Source organism: Streptomyces sp. NPDC002886, assembly GCF_042888445.1.
Classification (GTDB): Bacteria; Actinomycetota; Actinomycetes; order Streptomycetales; family Streptomycetaceae; genus Streptomyces.
Genome location: NZ_JBIAPV010000015.1, coordinates 101,510 through 128,374, shown reverse-complemented (window position 1 = coordinate 128,374; position 26,865 = coordinate 101,510). Strand labels below are relative to the sequence as shown.

Sequence of the window (26,865 nt, the reverse complement as noted above, 5' to 3'; positions counted from 1 at the left end):
GAGGCGACACGGGGCCGCGGGCGTGCACACTCGAAGAGAGGCCGGTCGCTCGGAGAGATCAGAGTCGACGGTCAGCCGAAGAGAGCGCTGCAAGGACTTCGATCGGGACTCATCCCGAACACCTCCTTGCGTAGCGCTGTCATGACAGGGGGCGCTCTGCCCGGCCGTGAAGACCAGAAGGACAAGCGCCTCGGCGACCGTAGCACGATCAGGATGGAGGTTTCTCTCATACTTATGACCGGTAGTGGCCGATTTCGTACTGTGGTGACCTCTTGACGTCGCGAGGCGCAAAGGCTCGACTTAAGGTTCACAAGTTGGAGAGACGCCGGGGTCTCGTGTCAGCCGGAGCACGCAGCCGCTGACGGCCCTGGCCGGGGGGCGACGGCTTGCCGTTGCTTATGGGCAGGAGTGGATGAGTCGTGCAGACTCCCGGATCGCAGTCTTCGCTGCATCGCGCCAATCTGGAGCGCGTCGTGCGGGCGGTGCGGCTCGCCGGTTCGCTGACCCAGGCGGAGATCGCCCGGAGCACCGGACTGTCGGCGGCCACGGTCTCCAACATCGTCCGGGAGCTCAAGGAGGCCGGGACCGTCGAGGTCACGGACACCTCCGCCGGTGGCAGGCGGGCCCGCAGCGTCTCGCTCAGCGGTGACGCCGGCATCGTGATCGGCGTCGACTTCGGCCACACCCATCTGAGGGTGGCGGTGGGGAACCTGGCCCACCAGGTGCTGGCCGAGGAGTCCGAGCCGCTGGACGTGGACGCCTCCTGGGTCGACGGCTTCGACCGGGCGGAAGCCCTGGTGGGGCGGCTGGTGGAGGGCATCGGGATCGGCCGCGACAAGGTCATCGGCGTCGGGCTCGGCGTGCCCGGTCCCATCGACGTGGAGTCCGGCACCCTCGGGTCCACCGCGATCCTGCCGGGCTGGGCCGGGATCAACCCGCGGCGCGAGCTCTCGCAGCGCCTGGGCGTACCCGTCTACGTGGACAACGACGCGAACCTCGGGGCGCTGGGGGAGCTGGTCTGGGGGAGCGGGCGCGGGGTCAAGGACCTCGCGTACATCAAGGTCGCGAGCGGTGTCGGCGCCGGCCTCGTGATCAACGGGCAGATCTACCGCGGGCCCGGTGGCACGGCCGGCGAGATAGGGCACATCACGCTGGACGAATCGGGTCCGGTCTGCCGCTGCGGCAACCGCGGCTGCCTGGAGACCTTCGCCGCCGCCCGGTACGTGCTGCCGCTCCTGCAGAGCAGCCACGGGCCGGAGTTGACGATGGAGCGGGTGGTGGAGCTGGCCCGTGACGGTGACCCCGGCTGCCGCCGGGTCATCACGGACGTGGGCCGCCACATCGGCAGCGGGGTGGCCAGCCTGTGCAACCTCCTGAACCCCAGCCGGGTGGTCCTGGGGGGCTCGCTCGCGGACGCCGGTGAACTGGTCCTGGCCCCCATCCGTGAATCCGTGGGGAGGTACGCGATCCCCAGTGCAGCCCGGCAGCTTTCGGTGCTCACGGGGTCCCTGGGCGGGCGGGCCGAGGTGCTGGGCGCGCTGGCCCTCGTACTGAGTGAGATGGGCGATTCGACGCTTTTGGCGGAAAATGGAAGTGGAGTGCGAGCTCCCGCCGTCTTGTCTTCAGTTAGATAACGAATGGCGTCGTTGTCATCTCGTTAAGCATTCACTCCTTGACGACAAACTCGCGGCCGGGGTTGACTCACATCCACCTCGGCCGCAGTGCTGCGGCCTCGTCAGGGAGGTTCAAGTAATGAACACGCGTATGCGCAGAGTTGCCGTCGCAGTAGCCGCCGGCACCATGGCCGTTTCGCTCGCCGCTTGTGGCAGCGCGAAGGAGGCCGGCGACAAGACGGGCAACGCCTCCGGCGCCGTCAAGGGCGGCGCGGTGAAGGTCGGTCTGCTCCTGCCGGAGAACCAGACCGCGCGTTACGAGAAGTTCGACAAGCCGCTCATCGAGAAGGCGGTCAAGGACCTCACCGCGGGCAAGGGCGAGGTCGTCTACGCCAACGCGAAGCAGGACGCGACCACGCAGAACTCGCAGGTCGACACGATGATCACCAACAAGGTGAACGTCCTGATCATCGACGCGGTGGACTCCAAGGCCATCGCCGGTTCGGTCAAGAAGGCCAAGGAGGCCGGCATCCCGGTCGTGGCCTACGACCGCCTGGCCGAGGGCCCGATCGACGCCTACACCTCCTTCGACAACGAAGAGGTCGGCAAGGTCCAGGGCAAGGCGCTCCTGGAGGCCCTGGGCGCCAAGGCCAAGGACGGCCAGATCGTCATGATGAACGGCTCGGTCACCGACCCGAACGCCGCGCTGTTCAAGAAGGGCGCGCACTCCGTCCTCGACGGCAACGTGAACGTCGGCAAGGAGTACGACACCGTCGAGTGGAAGCCGGAGAACGCCAACACCAACATGGCGGCCGCCCTCTCGGCGCTCGGCAAGGACAAGGTCATCGGCGTCTACTCCGCCAACGACGGCATGGCGGGCGGCATCATCACCGCCCTCAAGGCGGCCGGCGTGTCCCCCCTGCCCCCGGTCACGGGTCAGGACGCCGAACTCGCCGGTGTGCAGCGGATCGTCGCGGGCGAGCAGTTCATGAGCGTCTACAAGCCGTACGCCCCCGAGGCCGAGGCCGCCGCGAAGATGGCCGTCGCGCTCGCCCAGGGCGAGCCGATCGCGACCACGGCCACCGCCAAGGTCGACAGCCCCACCACCAAGGGCGTTCCCTCGCTGCTGATCCCGGTCGTCTCGCTGACCAAGGCGAACGTCAAGGACACCGTCGTTCGCGACAACGTCTACACGATCGACGAGATCTGCACCGACAAGTACGCGGCCGCCTGCGCCGCCATCGGCCTGAAGTAGGGCCCCCGCCGCTCGGTCCGCCGAGCGGCCCCCATGCCTGTCCTGTCCGGCGCTCCCGCCTCCATCCCGCCACCGGCGGGGCGCCGGACAGCACAGAAACGTTTCTCTCAAATCCCCCGTGGTCCTGCTCTTTTGCACGACATCCCCGCCGGTCAGGCGGCAAGGAGATGGTTCATGTGTCCGCTGCGCCCGTACTGGCGTTGCGAGGGGTCTCGAAGCGGTTCGGCGCCGTTCAGGCCCTCACCGACGTAGAACTCGAGATCCACTCCGGCGAGGTGGTCGCCCTCGTCGGCGACAACGGCGCCGGTAAGTCCACGCTGGTCAAGACGATCGCCGGCGTGCACCCCATCGATGACGGCGTCATCGAGTGGGAGGGCCGCCCGGTCTCGATCACCAAGCCCCACGACGCCCAGAACCTGGGCATCGCGACGGTCTACCAGGACCTCGCGCTGTGCGACAACATCGACGTCGTCGGCAACCTCTTCCTGGGACGCGAGCTCAAGCGGCGCGGCATCCTCGACGAGGTGGAGATGGAGCGGCGCGCACGCGAGCTCCTGACCACCCTGTCCATCCGGATCCCCAGTGTCCGCATCCCCATCGCCTCGCTCTCCGGCGGGCAGCGCCAGACCGTGGCGATCGCCCGCTCCATGCTGGGCGAGCCCAAGCTCGTCATCCTCGACGAGCCCACCGCCGCCCTCGGCGTCGAGCAGACCGCACAGGTGCTCGACCTGGTCGAGCGGCTGCGCGAGCGCGGTCACGCCGTCATCCTCATCAGCCACAACATGGCCGACGTGAAGGCCGTGGCCGACAAGGTGGCCGTCCTGCGGCTGGGCCGCAACAACGGCGTCTTCTCCGTGAAGGACACGTCGCAGGAAGAGATCATCTCCGCCATCACCGGGGCCACGGACAACGCCGTGACCCGCCGGGCGGCCCGCACCGGGGAGGCCCGCAAGTGAGCACCCAGCACATAGACCCCGTCAATCCGGCCGCCGCCCACGACGCCATACCGGCCGTGGACCCCCGCCTGCTCGTACGCGAGCAGGGCTTCGCCGGGTACGTGAACGAGTTCGGCCGCAAGCTCAAGGCCGGCGACCTGGGCTCCGTGCCCGTCGTCCTCGGCCTGATCATCATCTGGAGCATCTTCCAGGGGCTGAACTCGAACTTCCTCGGCGCCGAGAACCTCACCAACATCGCGATCACGATGACGGCCACCGGCATGATGGCGGTCGGCATCATCTTCGTCCTGCTGCTCGGCGAGATCGACCTCTCGGTCGGTTCCGTCTCCGGCGTCTCCGGCGCCATCGTGGCCGTCCTCTCGGTCACCAACGGCGTCAACGAATGGCTGGCCATCCTCGCGGCGACCGCCGGAGGCGCCCTGATCGGCTCCCTCCACGGCTTCTTCTTCGCCAAGATCGGTGCCCCGGCCTTCGCCGTCACCCTGTCGGGCCTGCTCTTCTGGTCCGGCGCGATGCTGCAGATCCTCGGCAGCAACGGCACCATCAACCTCGACTCCGAAGGCGTGGTCGGGCAGCTGACCACGTACTTCTTCTCGGACGTGGCCGTCGGCTACGGGCTCGCGGCCCTCGCCGTGGTGGGCTACTTCCTCGCCACGTTCTCGGACAACCGGCGCCGCGCGGCGGCCGGGGTCCCCTCCCGCCCGCTCGGCGAGATCCTGCTGCGCACCGGTCTCCTCGCGGTGTTCACCTTCGGTCCGGCCATCGTGTTCAACCAGTACAAGGGCCTGCCGCTGGCGATCGTGCTCTTCGTGCTGGCCCTGGTCGGCACGGACTTCCTCCTGCGGCGCACCGCCTTCGGCCGCCAGGTCTTCGCCCTCGGCGGCAGCGTCGAGGCCTCCCGGCGTGCCGGCATCAACGTGAACCGGGTCCGGATCACGGTCTTCGCGATCGCCGGCACCTTCGCGGCGATCGGCGGCCTCTTCTGGGCCTCCAAGATCGCCGCGGCGAACCAGAGCGCCGGCGCCGGCGACCTGCTGATGAACGTGATCGCGGCGGCCGTCATCGGCGGCACCAGCCTCTTCGGCGGCCGCGGCCGGACCTGGAACGCCCTCCTCGGCGTCATGGTCATCACCTCCATCCAGTACGGTCTGGCACTGGAGGGAATCGCGACGCCGATCCAGTACATGATCACCGGCGCGGTCCTCCTCGCCACCGTGGTGATCGACTCGGTCACCCGCAAGACGCAGAAGACGGCCGGGCGCGCCTGACCGGCGTGCGCGGAGTGTGACCCGGCGGTAAGAACCGTCACAGTGCCCGGTGCCACTTGATGTGGCACCGGGCACCTGCGCGTAGGCGTGTACGTACGGATGTGCGGGAATACCCCCTTTTGGGGGGTGTGGCTCCGTACTGATGTGTACAGGTATGACAAAGGTGTGACCTGACCGGGACCGCGCTTCACTTACGCCCAACTGGCGAAGATTAGACTCGGCAGACCAGCAAGCGACTGCAAGGAGGCACGGGTGCTGCTGACCCGCATCAAGGGACCGCGCGATCTGGACCGGCTCAGCCAGGAGGAGCTCGACCGGCTCGCCGCAGAGATCAGGACCTTCCTCGTCGACGCCGTCTCCAAGACCGGCGGGCACCTCGGCCCCAACCTCGGTGTCGTAGAGCTGACGATCGCTCTGCACAGGGTCTTCGACTCGCCCAAGGACAAGGTCCTCTTCGACACCGGCCACCAGGCCTACGTGCACAAGCTGCTCACCGGCCGCCAGGACTTCGGCGGGCTGCGCACCAAGGGCGGCCTGTCGGGCTACCCCTCGCGCGCCGAGTCCGAGCACGACGTGATCGAGAACTCGCACGCGTCCACCGTGCTGGGCTGGGCCGACGGCTTCGCGAAGGCCAACGAGGTGCTCGGCAAGGAGGACCACCACGTCGCCGCGGTGATCGGCGACGGCGCCCTCACCGGCGGCATGGCCTGGGAGGCGCTGAACAACATCGCCGCCGCCAAGGACCGCCCCCTGGTGATCGTCGTCAACGACAACGAGCGCTCGTACGGCCCCACCATCGGCGGCCTCGCGAACCACCTGGCCACCCTGCGCACCACGGACGGCTACGAGCGCTTCCTGGCCCGCGGCAAGGACCTCCTGGAGCGCACCCCGGTCGTCGGGAAGCCCCTCTACGAGACCCTGCACGGGGCCAAGAAGGGCCTCAAGGACTTCATCGCCCCGCAGGGCATGTTCGAGGACCTGGGCCTGAAGTACATCGGCCCCATCGACGGCCACGACATCGAGGCCCTGGAATCGGCCCTGCAGCGCGCCAAGCGCTTCAGCGGACCGGTCATCGTGCACTGCCTCACCCAGAAGGGCCGGGGCTACGAGCCGGCCGTCCAGGACGAGGCGGACCGCTTCCACGCGGTCGGCGTGATCCACCCGGACACGGGTCTGCCGGTCTCCACCGACGCCGCCAGCTGGACCTCGGTCTTCGCCGACGAGATGGTCAAGCTGGGCCGGGACCGCAAGGACATCGTCGCCATCACCGCGGCCATGCTCCAGCCGGTCGGCCTGAAGAAGTTCGCCGACGCCTACCCGGACCGGATCTTCGACGTCGGCATCGCCGAGCAGCACGGCGCCACCTCGGCGGCGGGCCTGGCGTCCGGCGGCGCCCACCCGGTGTTCGCGGTGTACGCGACCTTCCTCAACCGCGCCTTCGACCAGGTCCTGATGGACGTGGCCCTGCACAAGTGCGGGGTCACCTTCGTCCTGGACCGTGCCGGTGTCACCGGCACCGACGGCGCCTCCCACAACGGCATGTGGGACATGTCCATCCTCCAGGTGGTCCCGGGCCTGCGCCTGGCAGCCCCGCGCGACGCGGAGCAGCTGCGCGCCCAGCTGAACGAGGCCGTCCTGGTGAAGGACGCGCCGACGGTCGTGCGCTTCTCCAAGGGCGTCGTCGGCCCGGCCGTCCCGGCCGTCGGACGGATCGGCGGCATGGACGTGCTGCGCCGTCCGGCCGAGGAGGTCACCCGTCCGGACGTACTGCTCGTCTCGGTCGGCGCGCTCGCCCCGATGTGCCTGGAGATCGCCGATCTCCTCGACAAGCAGGGCATCTCCACGACCGTGGTCGACCCCCGCTGGGTCAAGCCGGTGGACGAGGCCCTGGCCCCGCTCGCCGACGGCCACCGCGTGGTCGTCACCGTCGAGGACAACAGCCGCAGCGGCGGTGTGGGCTCCGCCGTCGCGCAGGCACTGCGGGACGCGGGGGTCGACGTACCGCTGCGTGACTTCGGCATTCCGCAGCGCTTCCTGGACCACGCCACGCGCAAGGAGGTCATGGCCGAGATCGGTCTGACCGCCCCGGACATCGCGCGCCAGGTCACCGGCCTGGTGGCCAAGCTCGACGGGCGCTACGACAGCGAGCCGGCCGCCACCGTCGACTGATCATCTGCGGTTGCACGTCACGGGCCGGGAGGTTCACCCTGGGAGGGTGGGCCTTCCGGCCCGTTTCGTTTCGATGCGGTCTGCCTCGCGGAGGTGCGTCGGTGAGTAGGAACCTGAACGGTCCCTTCCGTACCAAGTCGGTCGAGCAGTCGATCCTCGACACGGAAGAGCCGGAACACCAGCTCAAGAAGTCGCTCTCCTCCTGGGACCTCACCGTCTTCGGCGTCGGCGTGATCATCGGCACCGGCATCTTCGTCCTCACGGGCAAGGTCGCCAAGGAGACCGCCGGCCCCTCCACGGCCCTCGCGTTCGTGGCCGCGGGCGTCGTGTGCGCGCTCGCCGCCCTGTGTTACGCCGAGTTCGCCTCGACCGTCCCGGTGGCCGGATCCGCGTACACCTTCTCGTACGCCTCGATCGGCGAGCTGCCCGCCTGGATCATCGGCTGGGACCTCGTGCTGGAGTTCGCGCTCGGCACCGCGGTCGTGGCGGTCGGCTGGTCGGGGTACGTCCGCTCGCTCATGGACAATGCCGGCATTCACCTGCCCGCCTCGCTCCAGGGACCCGACGTTCCGGGCGGCCACTTCGACCTGCTCGCCTTCCTGCTGGTCCTGGTGCTGACCGTGATCCTGGTCATCGGGGTGAAGCTGTCCGCGCGGATCACCGCGGTGGTCGTCGCGATCAAGGTCACGGTGGTGCTCATCGTGATCATCGCCGGCGCGTTCTTCATCACGAAGTCCAACTACACGCCGTTCATCCCGCCGGCCGAACCCCAGACGGGCGGCTCCGGACTGGACGCCCCGCTCGTCCAGCTGCTCTTCGGCTACGAGCCCACCAACTTCGGCGTCATGGGCATCTTCACCGCCGCCTCCGTGGTCTTCTTCGCCTTCATCGGCTTCGACGTGGTGGCCACCGCGGCCGAGGAGACCAAGCTCCCGCAGCGGGACATGCCGCGCGGCATCCTCGGGTCGCTGATCATCTGCACCGTGCTCTACGTGGCGGTCTCGATCGTGGTGACCGGCATGCAGAACTACAAGGAGCTCTCCGTCAGCGCCCCGCTGGCCGACGCCTTCAAATCCGCCGGGCATCCGGTCTACGGCGGCATCATCAGCTTCGGCGCCGCCGTGGGCCTGACCACGGTCTGCATGATCCTGCTGCTCGGCCAGACCCGGGTGTTCTTCGCGATGAGCCGCGACGGTCTGCTGCCGCGCTTCTTCTCCCGGACCCACCCGAAGTTCCGTACGCCCTACCGCCCGACGATCCTGCTCGGCGTGATCATCGCGATCGTCGCCGGATTCACCAGCATCAACGAGCTGGCGACCCTGGTGAACATCGGCACCCTCTTCGCCTTCGTCGTCGTCGCGCTCGGCGTGATGGTCCTGCGCCGCACCCGGCCCGACCTGCACCGGTCCTTCCGCACCCCGTGGGTGCCGTTCGTGCCGATCGTGTCGATCGCCGCGTCGGTCTGGCTGATGCTGAACCTGCCGGCCGAGACCTGGCTGCGGTTCGGGATCTGGATGGTCATCGGCTTCTTCGTCTACTTCCTCTACGGGAAGCAGCACAGCCGGCTGGGCCGGGGCGAGGGCATGACCCCGAACCCCGCGCGTGAGGGCCGCTGACGCCGATCTACGGTGAGGGCATGGAGATCACCGTAGGACTGGAACCCTGGTCGGAAGGCGACTTCTGGCTCTTGTCGCGCAAGAACGAGCCGGCCATGACGGGGCACCTGGGCGGTCCGGAGACCGAGGCCAAGCTCCAGGACCGCCACCGGCGCTACCTGGCGCTGAGCGCCCGGGAGCCGGGGGCCGGGCGGATGTTCCGGGTCGTGGCCGACGGGGAGAGCGTGGGCAGCGTCGGCTTCTGGGAGCGCCTCTGGGAGGGCGAGGAGGTCTACGAGACCGGCTGGGGCATCCTGCCCGAGTTCCAGGGCCGGGGGCTCGCGGCCCGCGCGGCCCGGGCCCTCGTTGCCCACGCGGGCGTCCACGGCACCCGTCGCCACCTGCACGCCTTCCCGTCCGTCGGCCACCCGGCCTCCAACGCGGTGTGCCGCGCGGCGGGGTTCACGCTCCTCGGGGAGGTGCGGTTCGAGTACCCGCCGGGGCAGTGGCACGCGAGCGGCAACTGGCGCGTGGCTCTGGGCGGCGACGGTTCGTGAGGGGGACCGGTCCCCACGCGGGCGAGCCCCGGCCCCCGTCGGGGGCCGGGGCTCGCCCGCGCGAGCGGTGTCGGTCAGCCGCCGGTGGCGGGGGACTTCTTCGCCGAGGCCGGGATCGGCTGGTCGTTGCGCAGGGCCTCCCACAGCTGGCCGGACTGCGGCTCCACGGCGACGACGCGGTTCTTGTCGATCTTGTCGTAGTTGACCGGGAGCATGATCGTCTCCATGGTCTCCGGGTCCACGCCCTTCATGCTCTGGGCGAAGTCCGACAGGCCCTTGAGGGAGTCGAGTTCGGAGTCCGTGGTCAGCGCCTTGGTGCCGGCGTCGGCGAGCTTGTAGAGCCGGGCCGGGCTGCTGAGGACGTCCTGCTTCTTGATCTCGGACAGCATCGCGATCATGAACTTCTGCTGCAGGTCGATGCGTCCGAGGTCGCTGCCGTCGCCGTAACCGTGGCGGGTGCGAACGAACTTGAGCGAGTCCGTGCCGTTCAGACGGTGCGTGCCGGCGTCGAGGTTCAGGCCGCCCTTGATGGGCTTGTCGAGGGTGACGTCCACGCCGCCGAGCGCGTCCACGAGCTCCTTGAAGCCGGCGAACTCCACCTTCACCAGGTGGTCGACGCGGATGCCGGACATCGTCTCGACGGTCTTGACGACACAGGCCGGGCCACCGGTCCCGATGACGCTGTTGATCATGACGCGATTCGCGCCGGCGATCGACTTGCCGTTCTTGTCCTTGCACTCGGGTCGCGTCACGAGGGTGTCGCGGGGGATGCTGATCGCGGTGGCCTTCTTACGGCCCTCGGGTATGTGCACCAGCATGTTGGTGTCCGAGCGGGAGCCGCTGACATCGCCGTGGTCGAGCTCGCCGTTGGCGCCGGCGCGCGAGTCGGAGCCGAGCACCAGGATGTTCTGCCCGCTGTCCGGGACCTTCGCGGGCCGGTTGTCGGCACCGATCGTCTGGTTCAGGTCGACACTGTCGATGTTCTTGTTGAGGTGGTTGTACGCCCACCAGCCGGTGCCGGCGGCGCCGAGCAGGAGCAGGACGACCACCACCAGGACGATCTTCAGCGCGCGGCGGCCGCGCGACCTGGGGGGACGCGCCCCTCGTCGCCCGGTGCTGCGATGACTGGGCGTGGCGGTCTGTTGGGTCATACTGCTCGAATCCTCGGGGCCTCGGTCGGCTGACTGACGGCGCGGTGGGCCGGATGCCGCTGCACTATAGGCAGATTTTCAACTCGAACGGGAGAGCGCTTATCGTCTTCGGGGTCGGTATGGAGTGGATAAGCGCAGCCGCGAGTGGAATGGGGAGCAGAGCCAATGGTCCGAGCGACCGGACGTCGGGCGAGAGGCGGCGCCACGTCCCCCGAGCAGGTCCCGGCGGGCCCTCGTGCGGGAGCCGCCCGTTCCGCTCCGGTGGCGATCGTCGTGGCCGCGCCCGGTGACGCCGTTCCCCTGATCGCCTCGGAGCCGGACGGCTCGGCGATCGAGGTCGTCTGCCTCGACGGCGGCAGCGACTCCGAGTACCGCGCCCTGGAAGCGGCCACGGCCGAGGCGCGCCGGCGCGGCTGCCGGTTCTCGGGAGACCCCTACGTCCTCGACGCCGGAGCGGGGGGCCTCACCGGGCAGATCCTCGACGTCTTCCACGAGACCGGGCCCGTGCGCGTGCGGACCCTCGACCCGGACCCCACGCACGTCGGCTACGACAAGGAGCGCAAGCTCCCCGTCGTCACCGAGCCTCCGGCGCGCGGCCAGGTCGCTCGCAGCGCCCTGAGGGCGGCCCGCCGGTACCAGAAGGCCGTCGGCGTGCCCGTCTTCGTGGAATGCCGCGCGGCCGGAACCGACCCCGCGCTTCCCGCGGAGGCCGGCACCCGCTATCCGCTGCCGTCCCGGTGGCTGGTCAGCGGCAAGGACGGCCGGCTGTCCGCGTACCTTCCCACGGCCGCCGGCGTCGTCCGGTGGACCGAGGGCCGCACCGAGGCCGAGGGGTGGAGCGGACCGGAGCTGCTCGAAGGCCCCGACCTCATGCCGGGGCTCACCGTGGTCCAGGGGCCCGACGGCTACGCGTACCTGATCGGTCTGAGCCGCACCGACCGCAAGGAGGGCGGCGCCGACATCGAGGTGGTGTACGCCGCCCAGTACCAGACGGGCCGGCCGCTGGGGCCGTGGGTCAAGCTCGGCAACCCCCACACGTCGTGGCAGGTGGCCCGCTCCATCGGGTTCCCGGTGGCAGCCTTCGCCGCCGACGGCTTCATGCACGTCTTCGTCCGCAACTTCGGGCGGGGCATCAGCGTGCTCAAACAGTCCCCGAAGGGGGTGCTGACCAGCTGGGAGGCCCTGCGCGGGCGAAAGGTCGCCGACGAGTTGGCGGTCTTCGCGTCGCCCGACGGCGGCGTGCACCTCGTGGCCCGGACCCGCGACGGGGATGCCGCCGTGCACTGGTACCACGGCAGCACGGCGACGGGGTGGCAGGAGAACCGCCGCATCCCGGTGAGCCCGCGCGCCGGCAGCCTGTCGGCAGCCCCGGAATCCGGGACGGTGCGCTTCCGCTACGCGGCGACGAACGAGGTCTGCGTCTGGTGGCCGGGTGCCCATGCGCCGATAGGCCTCGGCGGACCCGACGGGGAAGGACCGGTCTCCGGGGTCGTGGGCGCCGACATCCAGGGCTGGGGCTGCACGGTGCTCGTGCGCGGCGGCCTCGGGGGAGTGCCGGCGATCGGCGCGCACCCGGACGGGCGGCCGGACACGGGGGTGTGGTGGTCGCCGTCGGGGGAGCGCTCGATCGTCCCGCCCGCCGCCGCCTTCGACGGCCAGGGCCGTGTGGTGATCGTCACGGTGGGAATGGACGGACGTCTGCGTGTCGCCCGGCAGCAACTGGGATCCGATGGCCTGGAGTTCACTCCCTGGCGTGTCCAGTAAGGCCGCTTGGTCCGGACCTGCGCGGGTTTAAGGGGGGCGGCCGTCGACTTTTGGCCTAGCTGGCTTCTGCCACGTCTTGCTAAAGTCTGAAGAAAGCCCTTTACCTGAACCATAAGTGACTGGTTGGGGTCGCTGACCGCCACTTGCCGTCACACGTGATCACAGGATGAAGGTTCTGCCTGTCACATCCCGTGCCGGTGTCGATGACTGAGGGGTTATGTCCAAGCTGTCACTGAAGGCTGTCCAGAAGCTCACCTGCAAGAAGCGGGACGCTTGGTGGACGGTACTTTTGGTAGACCCGATAGCGACCCGTCTCGTATGCGTGCTGGCGCGATGGAACTTCGTCACCCCGAACCGGGTGACGTGGGGCGCGCTCTTCGTGGGCTTGGGCTCGGCGTACTTCTTCTTCCAGGGCGACTGGGTCTCGCTGTGCATCGGCGCCGCCCTGTACCACCTCAGTTTCATCCTCGACTGCATCGACGGCAAGCTCGCACGCCTCAAGGGCAACGGGACCATCTTCGGCGGCTGGCTCGACTACGTCTTCGACCGAATCCGCGTCCTGATCTGCGCGCTGACCCTGATGGGCGGGCAGTTCGTCCAGCACGACGAGGAGGTGTACCTGCTCGCGGCCCTCGTCGTGATCTTCCTCGACATGCTCCGCTACGTCGACGCCCTCCAGATCTACAAGATGCGCATGTCCATGCGCACCAAGATCGCCGCCGTCACCCTCGCCCGCCAGGCGGAACAGGGAGTCGAGGAGGAGGAGCGCAAGGTCGTCTTCATCGAGGACCTGCTGCGCGAGAACCCCCTGGGCCAGGCCGACGAGCTCAAGCGCCAGAGCACGGACGCCGAACAGGCCGAGGTCATCGACCTGCACGAGCAGTTCCGCGAGAAGTTCCCCTGGTACGCGCGGGTGCGCCACGCGCTGGTGCAGAGCCGCATCCGGCCGCACCTCATCAGCGGCATCGAGTTCCAGATGTTCATCTTCATCGTCGGTCCCGTCATCGGCCACATCCTGTGGACCACCGCGGTGTCGGCCGTGCTGATGGGCGGCTTCGAGCTCGTCATCATGTTCAAGTTCTGGCTCTCCACCCGGGACTTCACGCGCACGATGGAACGCCTCGACCCCGGCAACATCCCGACGCGCGCCGGCTCCATAGCCGAGCACCTGCACGCCGGACGCCATCGCCGGCGCGGCGAGGACGACCTGCGCGAGGTGGAGGAAGCCGCCCAGCGCTTCCCCGCCCCCGAGCCGTACGAGGACCCCGGCTTCGTGCCGTACCCCATGCCCTACCCGGACGAGTACACCGGCGCGGTGACGGACACCATGCAGCTCTCCAAGATTCCGGCCCAGGCCCTGCGGCCCGGTTACGTCGAACCGGAGCACTACTCTCGATGAGCTTCCCGGTCGACATATCGCACTACGGCGTCACCATCGTCATACCGGCCTTCAACGCGAGTGCCACGCTCGCCCGGGCCCTCCAGTCAGCCCTGGGACAGACGCACCGCGGGGTCGAGGTACTCGTCGTCGACGACCGTTCCACCGACGGCACCCTCGCCCTCGCCCACCAGTTCGCGGCCCAGGACGGCCGCGTCCGGGTCATCGAGCGGCCGCAGAACAGCGGTGGTTGCGGCGCACCGCGCAACAACGGCATCGAGGCGGCCTCCGGCCAGTTCGTGATGTTCCTCGACGCGGACGACGAGCTCCCGCTCAAGGCGGCCGAGACGCTCCTGTCCTCGGCGCTCGCCACGGGTTCGGAGATCACCGCCGGCCGCGTCGTGCGCATCAACCACGCCACGGACGAACTCACCGTCTGGCAGCCCCAGCTGTACCCGGCCGACCAGACGGTCGCGGGCCTGGGCGGCATGCCCGAACTGATCGACGACCCGATCGCCGCCGGAAAGCTGTACCGCCGGGACTTCCTCGACAACTACGGGATCCGCTTTCCCGAGGGCGTCTTCTTCGAGGACACCTACTTCTCCACGGTCGCGAACTTCCACGCGCGCTCCTTCACCATCCTGGCCACCCCGGTCTACCGGTGGATGTGGGAGCGGGAGTCCGATCAGCCGTCGATCACCAACCGCCGCCACGAGCTGCGCAGCATCGGCGACCGCGTACTGGTGCACCAGTACACCGACAGCTTCCTGCGCAGCGTCGGCCGCCCGGACCTGCTGGCCCGCAAGGGCGCCAAGTTCCTCTCGCACGACCTGCGGCTGTACACGCCCGAGCTGCGCACCGGCGACCACGCCTTCCACAGCGGGTTCCTCGCGGCCGTCGGCCCGTACCTGCACAGCCTCGATGCGGGCACCTTCGAACTGTGCGGCCCCATGGAGCGGATCCGCGCCTTCGGCCTCATGCACGGACGGGTCGACATCGCGGTGTCGGCCTCCGACTACATGAAGCGCCGCAGCGTCATCAGCTCGGACATCGTGGAGCGCGACGGCCGGGTGTTCTGGTCCCGGTCGCTGCTCGGCTACCCGGATGCGGAAAGCTTCCTCGAAGTCACCGAGCTGGAGCTGACCGGCCACAAGCTCGCCGACTCCCGCATGTACAACAAGGCCGAGTCGATCGAGATGGTCGACGGCGAGCTGCACATCTCCGGCGCGATCCGCAACCAGTTCGGCCGGTTCGCCGCCGACGACAAGGCCGAGCTCATCGCCGTGCTGCGCCGCCGCAGCACCAAGGCCGACCACCACTTCCCCGTCTCCGGTGTGGAGATCGACAAGGACTGGATCCGGTACCACACCACCATCGACCTCAAGGCCACCCTGGACAAGACCGACCGGGTGGGCAACTGGAACTTCTTCGTCCAGCTCCGGCACGCCGGAGAGCGCGTCTCCACCGCGCTGAACATCAGCGGTGTGGACGTCGCCGGCATGCGGCACACCTGCGACGCGGGCGTCTTCGAGGTCTACGAGACCGTCAGCGGCAACCTGGGCCTGCGCCCGGAGACCGGGGAACAGCGGGTCAAGACCTCGGACCGGGGCACCCCGTGGCGCTGGTGGCAGGAAGTCGCCCCGACCGGCCCCGTGGAACTGCCCGAGAGCTACGGCGCCACCCTGGTCGTCCACTGCCACAACGACGAGTACCACCTGCGCGAGTTCCTCTCCTCGCTCGTGGCCCAGCGCAGCTTCGCCCGCACCCAGACCGTGTTCGTGGACGACGGATCGAACGACAGCACCGGCCGCCAGCTCGCGGCCTTCGCCGCCTACTACCCCAACGCGCACGTCGTCACCCAGCACAGCCTCGGCGCCAGCGCCGCCTTCGACCACGGGCTGCAGTACGCCGCCGCGCCCTACGTGATGTTCGCGCGCGCCCGGGACATCCTGGGCGAGGACTCCATCGGCCGGCTGCTCGCGGCCGCCCGCAAGGTCAAGACCGCCGATGTCATCGCCGGCCAGGCCGACAACTTCCCCGGCCCCTGGCGCAGCGAGGACGAGCCGTGGCAGCGGTACTTCACGGCCAAGGACAACGTCCGCCGGCTGGCCGACGCCCCGTACCTCGTCTTCTCCACCCAGCTCGGCGGGAAGCTCTTCAAGACCTCCTACATCCGGGAGCACGGCTTCCGCGGCGGCCCGGGCCCGGGAATGGAGGACGACTGGTTCACCGTCCCGGCCGTGCTCTACGCGCGGGGCATGGCCATCGCCCCGGACGCCCGCTTCTTCGAGCGTGACGAGCAGAACCAGAACTCGCTCTTCGACTCGCCCTGGAACGACCCCGTCAAAACGGTGGACCGGGTCCGGCTGGCCGCGCACGTCCTGGCCTCGGTGCAGGGAGCCCCGCCGCGGACCCTCGTCCTGGCCCAGCGCTTCGTCGTGCGTACCCTCCAGCCCTACGTGCGCAACATGCACCGCATCATGAGCAGGCCCGAGCTCGCCTCGGTACTGCCCCTGCTGGGATCGGTCTACAGCCAGATACCCGACGACGTGATCCTGCAGTACGCCGTCCACCCGCAGTCCAAGGTCCAGCACCACGCGATCGTCACGGGCAACCTCGACCTCTTCGCGGACCCGCTGGGCGCACCGGAGTACCTGCCCACGCTCTTCCTCGACGAAGAGGGCGTCTACCGCAGACTGGTGTCCGACCCGGTGCGCACCACGCTGCTGCGCGTCCCGCGGGCCAGCGCCGTCCTGGAGACCTTCGACTGGACCGGCGGCGAGATCCACTTCGAGGGGCTCCTGGTCCTCTCGGGCGTGGACATCAACGCCCGGTACACCAACCGGATCCAGCTCGTGCTCTCCGACGGGCAGCGCGAGGTGGCGCTCCCCGTGGAGCAGAACTACCGCCGCGACCGCTGGCGCACCCGCAAGAACCAGGACTGGTTCTCGGGCTGGCGCGCCACGGCCCGTCCGGGCACCCTCGACGCGCTGGCCAACACCGAGCTGTCCATGGTGATCCGGGTCGTCGACCAGGACCGCCACCACGACGTCCTGCTCGCGGCCCGCCAGATGCTCCACCGCTTCAAGGGCGTGCACACCCAGGGCAAGAAGCGCTTCGTCGTGTCCATCGACGACGAGGAGCAGGTCACCGTCCGCTGGGTACGCGGCTTCGGGGCCCGGTGCAAGGACAAGCTGCGCCGGTTCAAGTGGGAGCTGCGCAACTCGCTGCCGGGCCGGCCCGGCTGGCGCACCCGCCTCATGTACTGGTTCACGTACCCCTACCTGCACAACCGGGGCATCTGGATCATCGGCGAGCGCGAGGACACGGCCCAGGACAACAGCTACCACCTGTTCAAGTGGATCCGGCAGAACCGGCCCAAGACCAAGGTCTACTACTCGATCAACGGCGACTCCCCCGACTGGGACAAGGTCGCCCGGTACGGGCAGGTCATCGACCGGCTGTCATGGAAGCACCGTGCCTACCTGCTCCACGCGGAACGGCTGATCAACGCCTACGACCTGGAGGCCTACCTGGGCTTCCCGGGCCTCCTCAAGCGGGCGTTCCTGCGCGGCTACGGTGACCTGCTGCGCTACAAGCGGGTGTTCCTCCAGCACGGGGTCGTCTACAACGACGTCGTGGCCTCCATCCACGGCCAGGCCACCAACGTCGACATGGTGCTCACCACGGGGCGCAGCGAGCGCTCGTACTACGCCGAGCACTGCGGCTACGGCTACCCGCGCGTCGCCGCGACCGGCCTGCCCCGCTTCGACGCCCTGGAGCCGGTGAACGGACCGCGGCGGATCCTGGTCATGCCGACCTGGCGCCGCGACATCGTGGCGCCCTCGTACAACAAGGCGGCCAAGCCCGAGATCCCCTTCGCCGCGTCCGAGTACTACCGGTTCTTCTCCGCACTGCTGCGCAACGAACGGCTGCTGAGCGCGATCCAGTACTACGGCGTGGAACTGGAGTTCATGCCGCACTACGAGATCCGCCCCTACCTGAACCACTTCAAGATCGACCATCCGTCGGTCACGGTGTCCACGACGGGCCGCGACGTGCAGCTCGCGATGCGCGAGTGCTCGATGCTGGTCACGGACTACTCATCGGTGTTCTTCGACGTGGCGTACATGGGCAAGCCCATCGTCTACACGAACTTCGACGACGAGTCCTTCTACAGCAAGCACTACAAGCGGGGTTACTTCGATCTGGCGCGGGACGGCTTCGGACCGGCCTGCCGGACGGTCGACCACGCCGTCCAGGAGATCATCGCCACCATCGAGCGGCAGTTCGAGGTGGAACCGCAGTACCGGCGGCGCGCCGAGGAGTTCTTCGTCCTGCGCGACACCTCCAACTGCGAACGGGCCTTCCAGGTCATCGAATCCATGGACGCCAACATCGTCGGCGACCAGCGGGCGCAGCTGCACCTCGGGGCACGAGGCTTCGGGGAGTTCTGAGACACATGAAGGACGCACCATGACGGCAATCTTCCTGTCCGGCGGATCGAGCGTGTGCAGCCGCCAGGGCAGCATGGCGCCCATGACCGGCTGGGGACAGGCGATGCCGATCTTCATGCAGGGCGCGGACGTGATCAACTGTGCCCGGGCCGGGGCCAGCACCAAGAGCTTCATGGAGCGCGGCAGGCTCGGCTGGATCATGGAGAACATCCGTCCCGGCGACCTGCACCTGATCTCCTTCGGTCCCAACGACATGAAGCCCGGCGCCGGACTGCACACCGAGCCCTTCGACGACTACCAGGGCAACCTGCGCCGCTACGTCATCGAGACCCGGCTGCGCGGCGCCCACCCCGTGCTCGTCCCCAGCCACGAGCGCGCGGTCTTCGACCGGTTCGGCAACTTCCGCCGCCCGCTGAAGCTCTACCCGGCAGCCAAGCGCGAGGTGGCGGCGCAGATGTCCGTGCCGCTGATCGACCTCAACGAGTGGAGCGTCGCCTGGTGGCGCCAGCTCGGCCCGCAGGGCTGCAAGCAGGTCTTCCTCTACCTCGAACCAGGCGAGCACCCCAACTACCCCGACGGGGTGGGGGACAACTCGCACATGCGGCCGGTCGGCGCCGTGGAGTGCGCGCGGTTCGTCGCCGGCGAGCTGCGCTCGCGCGAGCTGCTGCCCGCCCCGTTCTTCCGCAACCTGGAGAACCAGTTCGACGCCAACCAGGCCGTGCAGTTCCTGGACGACGTCGAATTCGACCGGCTTACCAAGGAGCGGGTCGGCGCGGCGATGGTGGGAGCGGCGGCATGAGCAGCGAAGCGACGACCTGGTTCCCCGTGGTCCGCGCCTGGATCACCCAGGGCGCCTTCAGCGGCGTGCTCGACCTGGCGGCCTCGGCCGACCCGGGCCGGCCGCTGGTCCCCGGCCAGGAGTTCACCCTGGCCATGACCCTCACGCCCAGCGGCGGCGCGTACCGCACCTACGGCTACGTCCTCGGCGACACCCTGGGCGACTGGGTGGTCATGGGCGGTCTGAACGGCCTGCGGCTGCTGAAGAACGGCCGCTACATGGGCTTCGCCTCCGGCACCGAGGCCGTCACCCACACCTGCACCGTGAAGGTGAAGCCGGACGCCCCCGACGGCGCGATCACGCTCCCGCGCGTGGTGGTCGGCCTGATGCCCGCCGAGGGCGACAAGCTGATCCCCAGCTCCGGCATCGAGGACCAGGGGTTCTGGGTCCGCCGCCACAGCGTGCCCGGCCGGGCCCTGCACCTGCCGCCCGGCGCCCAGGTCACGCTGCCCCCGGACGCCGAGCACGGTCTGCGCCGTACCGGCGTGGGCATCCCCCGGCAGGGCATGCTGCACTGCGCCCCGGACGGCACGGTGGTCTACCAGGCCCCCGCCGCCTACCAGGGCTACGACTTCTTCACCTGCACCTACGAGGACGAGGCCGGCCACTCCGTGCGTTCGCACGTCACCATCCGGATAGGCGACCTGGGCATGTCACCGGGGGCACTGAGTGCCTTCCGTGGCTAGGCGCGCGCGCCTGGCAGCCGCCCTGGCCACGGTCATGGCCGTGACACTGGCGGGATGTTCCAGCGGATCGGACGGCTTCCCGGAGCCCGGGTTCTCCTCCCGGGCGCCGGTCCCGGACGGAGCACTGCCCAGAGGGGTCACCTACAAGGAGTTCACCCGCAAACTCGACGGCCGCGCGGTGTCCCACGTCCAGATGCTGGCGATCCGCCCCGACGCGGAGGTCCGGGTCGGGGCCGTGCACGGCACGTCCCTCGCCCACGCCGAGACGGTACGGGAGATGGCCGAGGCCGCCGGAGCGGTGGCCGCCGTCAACGCCTCCTACTTCGACATCAGCACCGGCAAGAACTACGGCGGCTACGACGGGGACCCGCTCGGCCTCTACACCGAGGGCGGCCGGCTGCTCAGCGAGGCGACGAACGGCCGGACGGCCCTGCTGCTCTCCACCCGGGACGGCAGGCTCGACGCCCGCATCGACGAGGTCACCACCGAAGGCCAGGTGATCTCGGACGACGGCGCACGCGGGGAACTGGACGGCATCAACCGGGTCGCGGGCCGGGTCCTGGGCTGCGGCGGCGTGGGCGGCGACCGCCTGGCCGTCACGGAAGAGCCGATGGAGGAGCCGTACGGCGGTCTGTGCACGGACATGGACGAGCTCGTCGCCTTCACCGAGGAATGGGGCGACCGTACGCCCCCCGGTCCCGCGGGCAGCATGGAAGCGGTCCTCGACGCCGACGGGCGGGTCGTGGACCTCCGCAAGCCCGCCGGCGGGCGCGTACCCGCGAAGGGCAGCACGCTCTACGCCACGGGCGAATCGGTGGACTGGCTGCAGTCCCACGCCCGCAGGGGCGACCGGCTCAAGCGCTCCGTGCAGATGAACGACATGGTCGGCCTGCCCGTGGGCGGCCAGGTCGAGACGGCGGTGGGCGGCCGCTACCGGCTGCTGAAGGAGGGCGAGTCCGCACTCGGCGCCGCCGCCTCCACCCCCAGGAAGGCTCCGCGCACACTGGCCGGAATCACCGAGGACGGCGCGCTGCTCCTGGTCACGATCGACGGCCGCAACCCCGGTGTGGACGCCGGAGCCACGCTCGCCGAGGCCGCCGAACTCATGGCCTCGCTCGGCGCCCAGGACGCGATCGGCCTCGACGGCGGCGGGTCCACGAGCATGGTCGTGCTCGGGGAACTGCGCAACAACCCGCGGGAGACCCCGGGGAAGGTCATCGAACGGCCCGTGGCCAACGCACTGGCCCTCTTCCCGCGCTGAGCCCCGCGGGCCGCGCGTCACCACGGCCGTACGACGAAGGCCGGTGCCCACCACCCCTCGCGGGGCGGCGGGCACCGGCCTTCGTCGTACGTGAGGTCCGGATCAGACCGGAACGCTCGCCAGGCCCGGGGCCAGGAACTTCTTGCCGTTCACCCGCTCGGAGACGCCCTCGCGGTCCAGGTACGGGGTCACGCCGCCCAGGTGGAAGGGCCAGCCCGCGCCCGTGATGAGGCAGAGGTCGATGTCCTGGGCCTCGGCCACGACACCCTCCTCCAGCATCAGGCCGATCTCCTGCGCCACCGCGTCCAGGACGCGGTCACGGACCTGCTCCTCGGTCAGGACGACATCGCCCTGTACCAGGAGGGCGGCGACCTCGGGGTCCAGCTCCGGCTTACCGGAGTCGTACTTGTAGAAGCCGCGCTTGCCGGCCTTCACCACGGCCGCCAGGTTCGGCGAGACGGTGAAGCGCTCCGGGAAGGCGCGGTTCAGGGTCTCGGAGACGTGCAGACCGATCGCCGGGCCCACGAGCTCCAGGAGCACCAGCGGGGACATCGGCAGGCCGAGCGGCTCGATGGCCTTCTCGGCGGTGACCACCGGGGTGCCCTCGTCGATGACGTTCTGGATCTCGCCCATGAAGCGGGTCAGGATGCGGTTCACGACGAACGCCGGGGCGTCCTTGGTGAGGACCGCGGTCTTCTTCAGCTTGCGCGCGACACCGAAGGCCGTGGCCAGCGAGGCGTCGTCGGTCTGCTCCCCGCGGACGATCTCCAGCAGCGGGAGGATCGCGACCGGGTTGAAGAAGTGGAAGCCGACCACGCGCTCCGGGTGCTGGAGCTTGGAGGCCATCTCCGAGACCGACAGCGAGGAGGTGTTGGTGGCGAGGATCGCGTGCGCCGGGGCGACCGCCTCGACCTCCGCGAACACCTTCTGCTTGACGGACATCTCCTCGAACACGGCCTCGATGATGAAGTCCGCGTCCGCGAAGCCCTCGGCCTTGTCCAGCACGCCGGTCACCAGGGCGGTCAGGCGGTTGGCCTTGTCCTGGTTGATGCGGCCCTTGCCGAGCAGCTTCTGGATCTCGGCGTGGACGTAGCCCACACCCTTGTCCACGCGCTCCTGGTCGATGTCGGTGAGGACCACCGGCACCTCCAGGCGGCGCAGGAACAGCAGCGCCAGCTGCGAGGCCATCAGGCCCGCGCCGACGACGCCGACCTTGGTGACCGCGCGGGCCAGGTTCTTGTCCGGGGCACCGGCCGGGCGCTTGGCGCGCTTCTGGACCAGGTTGAAGGCGTAGATGCCGGAGCGCAGTTCGCCGCCCATGATGAGGTCGGCCAGGGCCGCGTCCTCGGCGTCGAAGCCCTTCTGCAGGTCGCCGTCCTTGGCAGCCTCGATGATCTCCAGCGCGCGGTAGGCGGCCGGGGCCGCGCCGTGCACCTTGGAGTCGGCGATGAAGCGGCCGCGGGCGACCGCCGCGTCCCAGGCCTCGCCGCGGTCGATCTCGTCGCGGACGACCTCGGTCGTGCCGTTCAGCACGTTCGCGGTCCACAGGAGCGACTGCTCCAGGAAGTCCGCGCCCTCGAACAGCGCGTCCGCGATGCCGAGTTCGAAGACCTGCTTGCCCTTGAGCTGGCGGTTCTGGTTCAGCGAGTTCTCGATGATGACCGAGACCGCGCGGTCCGCGCCGATCAGGTTCGGCAGCAGGGCGCAGCCGCCCCAGCCGGGAACCAGGCCGAGGAAGACCTCGGGCAGCGAGAAGGCCGGGATGGCCTTGGAGACGGTGCGGTAGGTGCAGTGCAGACCGACCTCGACACCGCCGCCCATCGCCGCGCCGTTGTAGTACGCGAAGGTGGGGACGGCCAGCGCCGCGAGGCGCTTGAAGACGTCGTGGCCGCCCTTGCCGATGGCGAGCGCCTCGTCGTGCTTCTTCAGGAGCTCGACGCCCTTGAGGTCGGCGCCGACCGCGAAGATGAACGGCTTGCCGGTGATGCCCGCACCGACGATGGAGCCCGCGAGGGCCTCCTGCTCGACCTGGTCGATCGCCGCGTTCAGGTTGGCGAGGGACTGCGGGCCGAAGGTGGTCGGCTTGGTGTGGTCCAGGCCGTTGTCCAGCGTGACGAGCGCGAAGCGCCCGGCGCCGAAGGGCAGGTCCAGGTGGCGTACGAGCGCGCGCGTGACGACCTCGTCCGGGAACAGCTCGGCCGCGCCCTTCAGGAGCTCAGTGGTGGTGGTGCTCACTTGCTGTCTCCCTCGGCGGTGAAGTTCGGGTTCTCCCAGACGACCGTGGCGCCCATGCCGAAGCCGACGCACATGGTGGTCAGGCCGTAGCGGACCTCCGGCTGCTCCTCGAACTGGCGGGCCAGCTGGGTCATCAGACGGACGCCGGAGGAGGCGAGCGGGTGACCGAAGGCGATGGCCCCGCCGTACTGGTTGACGCGGGCGTCGTCGTCGGCGATGCCGTAGTGCTCCAGGAACGCCAGGACCTGGACCGCGAAGGCCTCGTTGACCTCGAAGAGGCCGATGTCGTCGATCGTCAGACCGGCCTGCGCGAGGGCCTTGTCGGTGGCCGGGATCGGGCCGTAGCCCATGACCTCCGGCTCGACACCCACGAAGGAGTACGAGACCAGGCGCATCTTGACCGGGAGGTTGTTCTCGCGGGCGAAGTCCTCGGACGCGATGATCGCGGCCGTGGCACCGTCGTTGAGACCGGCGGCGTTGCCCGCGGTGACGTTGCCGTGGACCCGGAACGGGGTCTTGAGGCCCGCCAAGTTCTCCAGGGTGGTCCCCGGACGCATCGGCTCGTCGGCGGTGACCAGGCCCCAGCCCGTCTCACCGGCCGCCTCGTTGTTGTTGCGCACCGAGATCGGCACCAGGTCCGGCTGGATCTTGCCGTCGGCGTACGCCTTGGCGGCCTTCTCCTGCGAGCGCACGGCGTACTCGTCGACGCGGAGCTTGGTGATCGTCGGGTACCGGTCGTGCAGGTTCTCGGCGGTCATGCCCATGAACAGGGCGGACTCGTCGACCAGCTTCTCGGAGACGAAGCGCGGGTTCGGGTCCACGCCCTCGCCCATGGGGTGGCGGCCCATGTGCTCGACACCGCCGGCGAGGGCGACGTCGTACGCACCGAAGGCCACGCCGCCCGCGACGGCGGTCACGGCGGTCATCGCGCCGGCGCACATGCGGTCGATGGAGTAGCCCGGGACGGACTGCGGGAGGCCCGCGAGAATGCCGGCCGTGCGGCCCAGCGTCAGGCCCTGGTCGCCGATCTGCGTGGTCGCGGCGATGGCGACCTCGTCGATCTTCGCGGGGTCCAGGTCCGGGTTGCGGCGCAGCAGCTCCCGGATCGCCTTGACGACGAGATCGTCGGCGCGGGTCTCGTTGTAGATGCCCTTCGGGCCCGCCTTGCCGAACGGGGTGCGGACGCCGTCGACGAAGACGACGTCCCTGACGGTACGAGGCACGTTGGCTCTCCTCCAGGTGCGGGTGTGCACTGCTGCGCGGGGGCGCGCCCAATCACTGAGCGCCCGCTCACCTCATCATGCTACTTGCCGGTAACCGGCATGCACAGCCCCCCTGGGAGGAGCGGCGAAGGTCACACTCCGCCGCCCCGCCGCACGCGCGGTGCGAAGGAGCGCGCGGCGGCGTCGGAGGCCGCGGTGGTGGCGGCCGCGATGGCGGCGGCCAGGGGCGCCGAGGAGCGGACGGTGTCCGCGGTGAAGGCGCGCCGCCGGACGCCGAGGGTGCGCAGCGCCGGGCCGTGGTCGACCGCGACCACCGCGGCCGCGGCGGCGAGCAGGGCCCGCCATCCGAGCAGGGCGGCCCGGCGGGCGGGCGCGGGGAGGGGTGCCAGGGCCTCGCGCAGCCGCAGGCAGTGGAAGGGGACGTGGCGTTCCTCGTCGGCCAGGATGAGGCCCGCCACCTCGCGGGCCAGCGGATCGGCGGCCCCGTCGCGCACGGCCCGGTAGTACCGCAGCGCCACCACCTCCGCCACCATCAGGACGAGCAGCTCCACCCGCAGGCCCAGCAGCCGCCGCAGCCGGACGAACGCGGTGTCGCTCCAGTGCCCGGCCAGCGTCCCCGCGCCCCCGGCCTCCAGCAGCAGCGCCAGCATCCGCGCGTGGTTCTGCTCCTCGGCCACGAAGAGCCGTACGGCCCGCGCGTACACCGGGTCGCCCGCCCGGTCGGCCTTGCCGATCAGTGCGGAGCCGTCCCCGTCCTCTCCGACCTGGAACCGCTGCAGGCTCCGCACCAGCTCCGGTGGCAGCGCGGCGGTCCGGTGCCAGTCCGGATCGCCGCGCTCGGCCCGCCGCTCCCGTTCGGCCTCGAAGTCGGCCAGCCACGTGTCGTGTCCCCACCCATGTTTGATCACGTTCAAAAACTAATGCTCTTTGAGCGTGTTCAAAAGGAGCCGGGGGTCGGCTGTAGCGGAACCGGGACATGGCGGAGCCCCCCGGTCCCAGGACCGGGGGGCTCCGCCACACGTCACGGGCGCGGGTGCGTCAGTCTTCGGGCTCGGGCTCGGGCGCCACGGGCGCGGTCGCGGCCAGGGCCGTGACCAGGGCGTCCGTCACCTGCTCGATCTGCCACGGGCGGGCTCCGTAGCCCGCCAGGGCCTCGGCCACCGCGTCGGCCTCCAGCCGCAGCGGCGGCTCCCAGCACAGCCGGCGGACCGTGTCGGGGGTGATCAGGTTCTCCTGCGGCAGGTTCAGCCCCTCCGCGAGCGCCGACACGGCCGTCCGGGCCGCCGCCAGCCGCGCCGCGGCCTCCGGGTCCTTGTCCGCCCAGGAACGCGGCGGCGGCGGACCCGCCGGGGTCGCCCCCGGCTGCGGCAGTTCGGCCTCGGGCAGGGCCTTCGCCCGGTCCACGGCCGCCATCCACTGGTCCAGCTGGCGCCGGCCCATGCGCTGCCCGTAGCCGGGCAGGGCGGAGAGGGCCTGCACGTTGAGCGGCATGGAGAGCGCGGCCTCGACGATCGCGGCGTCACCCAGCACCTTGCCCGGCGACACGTCACGTCGCTGCGCGATCCGGTCCCGGGACTCCCACAGCTCCCGGACCACGGCCATCTGCCGGCGCCGGCGCACCTTGTGCATGCCCGAGGTGCGGCGCCACGGGTCCTTGCGCGGCGGCGCGGGCGGAGCGGCGCAGATGGCGTCGAACTCCTGGTGGGCCCATTCCAGCTTGCCCTGCCGGTCCAGCTCCTTCTCCAGCGCGTCCCTCAGGTCCACGAGCAGCTCCACGTCGAGCGCGGCGTAGCGCAGCCACGGCTCGGGGAGCGGACGCGTCGACCAGTCGACGGCGGAGTGGCCCTTCTCCAGCGAGTAGCCGAGGACCCCTTCGACCATCGCGCCGAGTCCGACCCGCGGGAAGCCGGCGAGGCGGCCGGCCAGCTCGGTGTCGAAGAGGGAGGTGGGTGCCATGCCTATTTCGCGCAGGCAGGGCAGGTCCTGGGTGGCTGCGTGCAGGATCCACTCGGTACCGGCCAGGGCCTCGCCGAGGGAGGAGAGGTCGGGGCAGCCCACCGGGTCGATCAGTGCGGAACCCGCGCCTTCGCGGCGCAGCTGTACGAGGTAGGCGCGCTGGCCGTAGCGGTAGCCGGAGGCGCGCTCGGCGTCCACGGCGACGGGGCCGGTGCCCGCGGCGAAGGCCGCGACCACCTCGGCGAGCGCGGCCGCGTCGGCCACCACCGGAGGGATGCCCTCACGGGGTTCTAGCAAGGGAATCGGCAGCCCGTCGGACGAAACCTCGTCGTCCGGGGGGCCGCCCCCGGTGGTGGTGCGCAGGCCTGCTGCGGTTTCTTGGGCGTCTGTCACCGGTCAAGGGTATCCGTGGATGCAACGCGCCCGTCGCCGGAACGTTCCGGCGACGGGCGCGAGGGGGAAGTGCGGACGTTTCCGCGGGTTCGCCGGGAATTCTCCCGGGG

18 protein-coding genes are annotated in these 26,865 nt (G+C 69.9%); 13 read left to right on the top strand and 5 right to left on the bottom strand.

The genetic code is table 11. The features are described from left to right. Positions 1-419: 419 nt before the first annotated feature. From ACFYYB_RS39695 to ACFYYB_RS39665, 7 genes are all read left to right on the top strand, one after another. Positions 420-1,634 (top strand): ROK family protein, encoded by a 1,215-nt coding sequence (locus ACFYYB_RS39695; protein ID WP_389443119.1) that lies wholly within the window; start codon positions 420-422, stop codon positions 1,632-1,634. Between the two features lie 130 nt (positions 1,635-1,764). Next, positions 1,765-2,868, top strand: a complete 1,104-nt coding sequence (locus ACFYYB_RS39690; RefSeq protein ID WP_389443117.1) for a substrate-binding domain-containing protein — start codon at positions 1,765-1,767, stop codon at positions 2,866-2,868. A 167-nt stretch (positions 2,869-3,035) separates the two neighbouring features. Next, positions 3,036-3,824 (top strand): ATP-binding cassette domain-containing protein, encoded by a 789-nt coding sequence (locus tag ACFYYB_RS39685; protein WP_389443115.1) that lies wholly within the window; start codon positions 3,036-3,038, stop codon positions 3,822-3,824. Next, on the top strand, positions 3,821-5,092 hold the full coding sequence (locus ACFYYB_RS39680; protein WP_389443112.1) for a sugar ABC transporter permease: 1,272 nt from the start codon (positions 3,821-3,823) through the stop codon (positions 5,090-5,092). Before ACFYYB_RS39685 ends, ACFYYB_RS39680 begins: the two co-directional genes overlap by 4 nt. Positions 5,093-5,344: 252 nt before the next feature. Then, positions 5,345-7,261 carry a 1-deoxy-D-xylulose-5-phosphate synthase gene (gene dxs, locus ACFYYB_RS39675; RefSeq protein WP_389443110.1) on the top strand — a complete coding sequence of 639 codons (1,917 nt, stop codon included), beginning with the start codon at positions 5,345-5,347 and terminating at the stop codon, positions 7,259-7,261. Positions 7,262-7,362: 101 nt separating this feature from the next. Next, a complete protein-coding gene (locus ACFYYB_RS39670) occupies positions 7,363-8,877 on the top strand; it encodes an amino acid permease (protein ID WP_389443108.1) in 1,515 nt (504 codons plus the stop codon). Between the two features lie 20 nt (positions 8,878-8,897). Further along, positions 8,898-9,413: a GNAT family N-acetyltransferase gene (locus ACFYYB_RS39665; RefSeq protein ID WP_389443106.1), complete on the top strand. Its 516-nt coding sequence runs from the start codon at positions 8,898-8,900 to the stop codon at positions 9,411-9,413. A gap of 74 nt (positions 9,414-9,487) precedes the next feature. On the opposite strand, the gene ACFYYB_RS39660 is transcribed toward ACFYYB_RS39665, so the two are convergent. Next, positions 9,488-10,564: an LCP family protein gene (locus tag ACFYYB_RS39660; RefSeq protein ID WP_389443104.1), complete on the bottom strand. Its 1,077-nt coding sequence runs from the start codon at positions 10,562-10,564 to the stop codon at positions 9,488-9,490. A 261-nt stretch (positions 10,565-10,825) separates the two neighbouring features. Here ACFYYB_RS39660 and ACFYYB_RS39655 point away from each other — a divergent pair, with 261 nt between their 5' ends. From ACFYYB_RS39655 to ACFYYB_RS39630, 6 genes are all read left to right on the top strand, one after another. Beyond that, a complete protein-coding gene (locus ACFYYB_RS39655; RefSeq protein ID WP_389443102.1) occupies positions 10,826-12,328 on the top strand; it encodes a hypothetical protein in 1,503 nt (500 codons plus the stop codon). A gap of 217 nt (positions 12,329-12,545) precedes the next feature. After that, on the top strand, positions 12,546-13,727 hold the full coding sequence (locus ACFYYB_RS39650) for a CDP-alcohol phosphatidyltransferase family protein (RefSeq protein ID WP_389443100.1): 1,182 nt from the start codon (positions 12,546-12,548) through the stop codon (positions 13,725-13,727). Further along, positions 13,724-18,163: a glycosyltransferase gene (locus tag ACFYYB_RS39645; protein WP_389443098.1), complete on the top strand. Its 4,440-nt coding sequence runs from the start codon at positions 13,724-13,726 to the stop codon at positions 18,161-18,163. The genes ACFYYB_RS39650 and ACFYYB_RS39645 overlap by 4 nt, the downstream gene beginning before the upstream one ends. Before the next feature lie 19 nt (positions 18,164-18,182). Continuing rightward, positions 18,183-18,962, top strand: a complete 780-nt coding sequence (locus tag ACFYYB_RS39640) for a rhamnogalacturonan acetylesterase (RefSeq protein WP_389443096.1) — start codon at positions 18,183-18,185, stop codon at positions 18,960-18,962. Continuing rightward, a complete protein-coding gene (locus ACFYYB_RS39635) occupies positions 18,959-19,687 on the top strand; it encodes a hypothetical protein (protein WP_389443094.1) in 729 nt (242 codons plus the stop codon). The genes ACFYYB_RS39640 and ACFYYB_RS39635 overlap by 4 nt, the downstream gene beginning before the upstream one ends. Next, positions 19,680-20,948 carry a phosphodiester glycosidase family protein gene (locus ACFYYB_RS39630; RefSeq protein ID WP_389443092.1) on the top strand — a complete coding sequence of 423 codons (1,269 nt, stop codon included), beginning with the start codon at positions 19,680-19,682 and terminating at the stop codon, positions 20,946-20,948. The genes ACFYYB_RS39635 and ACFYYB_RS39630 overlap by 8 nt, the downstream gene beginning before the upstream one ends. Positions 20,949-21,050: 102 nt before the next feature. Here the strand turns inward: ACFYYB_RS39630 and ACFYYB_RS39625 are convergent, their stop codons facing one another. The 4 genes from ACFYYB_RS39625 to ACFYYB_RS39610 all read right to left on the bottom strand — a co-directional run bounded on the left by ACFYYB_RS39625 (position 21,051) and on the right by ACFYYB_RS39610 (position 26,755). Beyond that, positions 21,051-23,183 (bottom strand): 3-hydroxyacyl-CoA dehydrogenase NAD-binding domain-containing protein, encoded by a 2,133-nt coding sequence (locus ACFYYB_RS39625; RefSeq protein ID WP_389443090.1) that lies wholly within the window; start codon positions 23,181-23,183, stop codon positions 21,051-21,053. Continuing rightward, a complete protein-coding gene (locus ACFYYB_RS39620) occupies positions 23,180-24,406 on the bottom strand; it encodes a thiolase family protein (protein ID WP_389443088.1) in 1,227 nt (408 codons plus the stop codon). Before ACFYYB_RS39620 ends, ACFYYB_RS39625 begins: the two co-directional genes overlap by 4 nt. A 131-nt stretch (positions 24,407-24,537) precedes the next feature. After that, on the bottom strand, positions 24,538-25,320 hold the full coding sequence (locus ACFYYB_RS39615) for a ferritin-like domain-containing protein (protein WP_389443086.1): 783 nt from the start codon (positions 25,318-25,320) through the stop codon (positions 24,538-24,540). Between the two features lie 124 nt (positions 25,321-25,444). After that, positions 25,445-26,755 carry an HRDC domain-containing protein gene (locus tag ACFYYB_RS39610; protein WP_389443084.1) on the bottom strand — a complete coding sequence of 437 codons (1,311 nt, stop codon included), beginning with the start codon at positions 26,753-26,755 and terminating at the stop codon, positions 25,445-25,447. Between the last annotated feature and the right edge of the window lie 110 nt (positions 26,756-26,865).